The sequence below is a fragment of the uncultured Sphingomonas sp. genome, from assembly GCF_946477935.1.
Lineage (GTDB): Bacteria > Pseudomonadota > Alphaproteobacteria > Sphingomonadales > Sphingomonadaceae > Sphingomonas.
In genome coordinates, this window is sequence record NZ_CAMLAC010000286.1 from 1 (window position 1) to 3,957 (window position 3,957).

The following is a 3,957-nucleotide window of genomic DNA, read 5'->3' on the forward strand; positions in this document are numbered from 1 at the left end:
GGAGTATCGTCGGCAGCGTCAGATGTGTATAAGAGACAGGGATACGGTCGAGCAGCCGCGCTTGCGCGACGTCGCCAAGCCGGTCGGGATGGCGCAGGATCGCGGTGCCCGGGGCCTGATCCAGCCGCGCCCAGGCCGCCTCGTCGCGCAGGTCGATCCGCAACGGCGTGGTATCGGCCTGCGCGGAGGCGGCGTGGATGGCAAGGGCCGTCAGCGTCCGTCCGCTTCCCGCGCCGCCGGTGATCGTGACGCCCACCGGGGTCGGCCCGACGCGGCGAACAAGATCGCGCAGCGCGTGCATGGCCGGACTGTCACCGAGCAACCCTGCCGGCTCCGGAGGTTGGCCGGCTTGCAGGGCGGGGGAGGGGCAGGGTTGCGGGTGCGCCGGCATGCTGCGCGCGATCGCGGCATCGACCTTGGCGATCAGTTCGGCATTGCGCCACGGCTTCATCGCGAAATCACGCGCGCCCGCCTTCATCGCGGCGACGGCGATGCGGATGCCGCTATGCGCGGTGATGACCACGACGCAGGCGGCGGGATCATCCGCGATGATCCGGGCGAGGCAGGCCAGTCCCTGTTCGCCGCTCGATTCCGCGGGCGTGAAGTTCATGTCGAGCAGGATCGCGTCATAACGGCGCTGCGCGAGGCGGGAGAATGCCTCCTCCGGCCCGGTTGCGGTCTCCAGCCGGTGGCCGGCCATGCGGAACGCGATCTCCATCGCCCGCGACACCGCCGGATTGTCGTCGATCAGCAGAACGGTACGGCTTGACGGGCTCTCCAGCTGTCCATTCGCGGACACCATGTCCGTCTCTGGACGCTCGCCCGGGCCGGCATTCCGCATAAATGGCTGTTTCATCGTGATTTAGGCTTTTCGGCTGTTCCGGGCGACAGTGTTCGCATGATGACCGAACAGTTCGTACACGCAACTGCTTCCACCGGGGCCACCATGGATCGCCGGATCACGCGGGCGGCAACGCCGTGGTGGCGCCGCCGGAGCACGTTGCTGGCGCTGGGAGCGTTCGTCATGGCGGTACTGGTGTGGCGCCTCCTGCCGGCGGGCGGATCGACCAATATCGCGGCCGCCGATATCGAGACCGCGACGGTTCAGCGGGCGCCGTTCGCCGATTATCTGCCGGTGCGCGCGACGGTGGCGCCGCGCGTGACCACGCTGGTGGGCGTGCTGTCCGGCGGGCAGGTGGAGAAGCTGCTGGTGCAGGACGGCGCGATGGTGGTCGAGGGCCAGCCGCTCGCCACGCTGGCCAACCCGACCCTGAAGCTGGACGTGCTGACCCGCGAGGCGCAGATCGCCAGCCAGTTGGGCAGTGTGGCGGGCGAGGATCTGGGGATCGAGCGCAACCGGCTGGACCGGGCAGCGCAGATCGCGCAGGCCAATTACGACCTGATCAAAGCGCGACGCGAACTGGGTATCCGCCAGCATCTGCACGACCGGGGCATCGTCTCCGATGCCGGGGTGAAGAGCTTTGCCGAGGAGGCCGCCTATCAGGAAAAGCGGCTGGCGCAGTTGCGATCGGGCGGTGAGGCGGAGGCGCGGATCACCGCGACGCAGGGGCAGCGGCTGAACGATACGCGCGGGCGGCTGGAGAGCAACCTGTCGGCGGTTCGCTCCAGCCTGGATGCGCTGGTGATCCGCGCGCCCACCGGCGGCCGGCTGACCAACTTCACGATCCAGCCCGGACAGACACTGAAGGCAGGCGATCCCGCGGGGCAGATCGACAGCGAAGGATCGTGGAAGCTGGAGGCCGATGTCGACGAATATTTCCTCGGCCGCGTCGCCACAGGGCAGACCGCCATCGCCAGCGGGGCGGGTAACGACGCCCGCCTGACCGTGTCCAAGGTGCTGCCCGCGGTAAAGGACGGCCGGTTCCGCGTCGAGCTGCGCTTCGATCCACGCCGGGATGGCCGGATGCCGACCGGACTGAACCGGGGGCAGACGATCGACATCCGCATCACGCTGGGCAGCACCGCGCCCGCGCTGGTGGCGCCGGTCGGCGGCTGGCTGGAGGCGGGTGGCGGATCGGCTGCCTTCGTCCTGGACGCGGATGGCCGCCATGCGCGCCGGCGCGCGGTAAAGACCGGGCGGCGCAATCCCGAACAGGTCGAGATCCTGTCGGGCCTCCACGCCGGCGAGCGCATCCTGACCAGCAACACCGCGTCCGTGAAGGGCGACATCCTGAACATCCGATAGGCCAAGGGAGCGTCATGATCCGTCTAGAGAACATCCAGCGCCGCTACATCTCCGACGAGGTGGAGACGACCGCGTTGCACGACATCGACCTGCACGTGGAGGCGGGCGAGTTCCTGGCCATCATGGGTCCATCGGGTTGCGGCAAGTCGACGCTGCTCAACACGCTGGGCACGGTCGATCGGCCAACCGCCGGCCGCTATCTGTTCGGCGACCGCGACCTGGCCGTGCTGGACGAGCGGGAGCTGGCGACGTTCCGGGGCGCGACGCTCGGCTTCGTCTTCCAGAGCTTCAACCTGATCGACGAGTTGACGATCGAGGAGAATGTCGCGCTCGGCCTGGCCTATCGCAAGGATGCCGGCGACCGGCGGGCGCGGGTGGCGGCGGCGATGGACAAGGTCGGCATCGCCCACCGCGCCCGCCACTTCCCGCACCAGTTGTCGGGTGGGCAGCAGCAGCGCGCCGCCATCGCCCGCGCGATCGTCGGCGCGCCGCAACTGATCCTGGCCGACGAGCCGACCGGCAATCTCGACACGGCCAATGGCGAGCAGGTGATGAGCATCCTGACCGGGCTGAACGACGAAGGGGCGACGATCATCATGGTCACCCACTCGCCCAGCCATGCCGACATGGCGAAACGGCGGATCGACATGCTCGACGGCCGCATCGTCGCCAGCGCCATGCGCGCAATCTGATCCACGCCAGCCAAGGAACCAAGATCCATGATCCGCCTCCTTTCCCTCACGCTTCTGCTCGCCGCCGCCAGTGCCGGGGGGCAATCCGGCGAACGGCGATTCAACCTCGACCGGTTCGATGCGGTCGAGCTGGCGTCGTCCGATGCGGTGCGGGTCGTGCCGGGGGATGCCTATTCGGTCACGGCAAGCGGCGATCCGCGCGCAGTGGCCGCACTGGCGATCACGGTGCGCGGCGACACGCTTCACGTCGACCGGACGCCCGGCAGCCACCGTGACCGCGGTGCGACCGTCACCGTCGCCATGCCCGCACTGCGGGCGGCGATGCTGTCGGGATCGGGGAGCATCCGGGCAAGCGGCATCGCGGGGCCCGCCTTTACCGGTCGGCTCGGCGGATCGGGCAGCATGGTGCTGACCGGCATGAAGGTGGGCCGGGCATCGTTTGCCCTTGGCGGATCGGGGTCGATCGTCGCCGAGGGCGCCGCCGATGCGGTGGCGATCGACCTGGGCAGATCGGGGCGGATCGATACCGGCAAGCTGGCGACCCCCGGCGTCGCGATCGACATGGGCGGATCCGGCGCGATCACCGCCACCGCCAGCGATACAGCCATGATCCGCGCCGGCGGATCGGGGATCGTGCGCGTCGCGGGCGGTGCGCGCTGCGATGTGCGCAACGGCGGTTCCGCCATCGTCCGCTGCGGCTGACGACTGCCATTCCTTTCGCAACGGACGCCCGTGATGAACCGCTTCGCCCTGCTGTCGCTCTACCGCTCGCTGACCCGCCACAAGCTTCATGCCGCACTCAACATCGGGGGGCTGGCGGTGGGGATCGCGGTGTTCCTCGTCCTTGGCCTCTATGTGCGGTTCGAGACGAGTTACGAAAAATGGCTGCCGCGCCACGAGGGCATCTACGTGGTGCAGACGGTGTGGAGCCTGCCCGGCAGCCCGGTCAACGGCGCTTATCCCTATACGATGGGCGGGTTGCTGGAGCAGATGCGCGAGGATTTTCCCGGCGTTGTCGGCACGCGCATCCGTGGCGGTGAGGGCGCCGGCAGCGTCCGC

The 3,957-nt window shown here is 69.0% G+C and carries 3 protein-coding genes and 1 pseudogene; all 4 read left to right on the forward strand.

The window, feature by feature from the left end; all coding sequences use genetic code 11:
• The first annotated feature begins 946 nt into the window (after nt 1-946).
• A complete protein-coding gene (locus Q0U08_RS18480) occupies nt 947-2,206 on the forward strand; it encodes an HlyD family efflux transporter periplasmic adaptor subunit (protein WP_298093165.1) in 1,260 nt (419 codons plus the stop codon).
• 14 nt (nt 2,207-2,220) lie between these two features.
• A complete protein-coding gene (locus tag Q0U08_RS18485; RefSeq protein ID WP_298093166.1) occupies nt 2,221-2,898 on the forward strand; it encodes an ABC transporter ATP-binding protein in 678 nt (225 codons plus the stop codon).
• Between the two features lie 27 nt (nt 2,899-2,925).
• On the forward strand, nt 2,926-3,600 hold the full coding sequence (locus tag Q0U08_RS18490) for a DUF2807 domain-containing protein (RefSeq protein WP_298093167.1): 675 nt from the start codon (nt 2,926-2,928) through the stop codon (nt 3,598-3,600).
• Nucleotides 3,601-3,633: 33 nt separating this feature from the next.
• A pseudogene (locus Q0U08_RS18495) lies at nt 3,634-3,957 on the forward strand (transporter); the annotation flags it as partial.

What these genes read in the sequence shown, in the direction of transcription:
- Q0U08_RS18480 (WP_298093165.1), top strand. Translation starts at nt 947, where the DNA reads ATGGATCGCCGGATCACGCGGGCGGCAACGCCGTGGTGGCGCCGCCGG.
- Q0U08_RS18485 (WP_298093166.1), top strand. Translation starts at nt 2,221, where the DNA reads ATGATCCGTCTAGAGAACATCCAGCGCCGCTACATCTCCGACGAGGTG.
- Q0U08_RS18490 (WP_298093167.1), top strand. Translation starts at nt 2,926, where the DNA reads ATGATCCGCCTCCTTTCCCTCACGCTTCTGCTCGCCGCCGCCAGTGCC.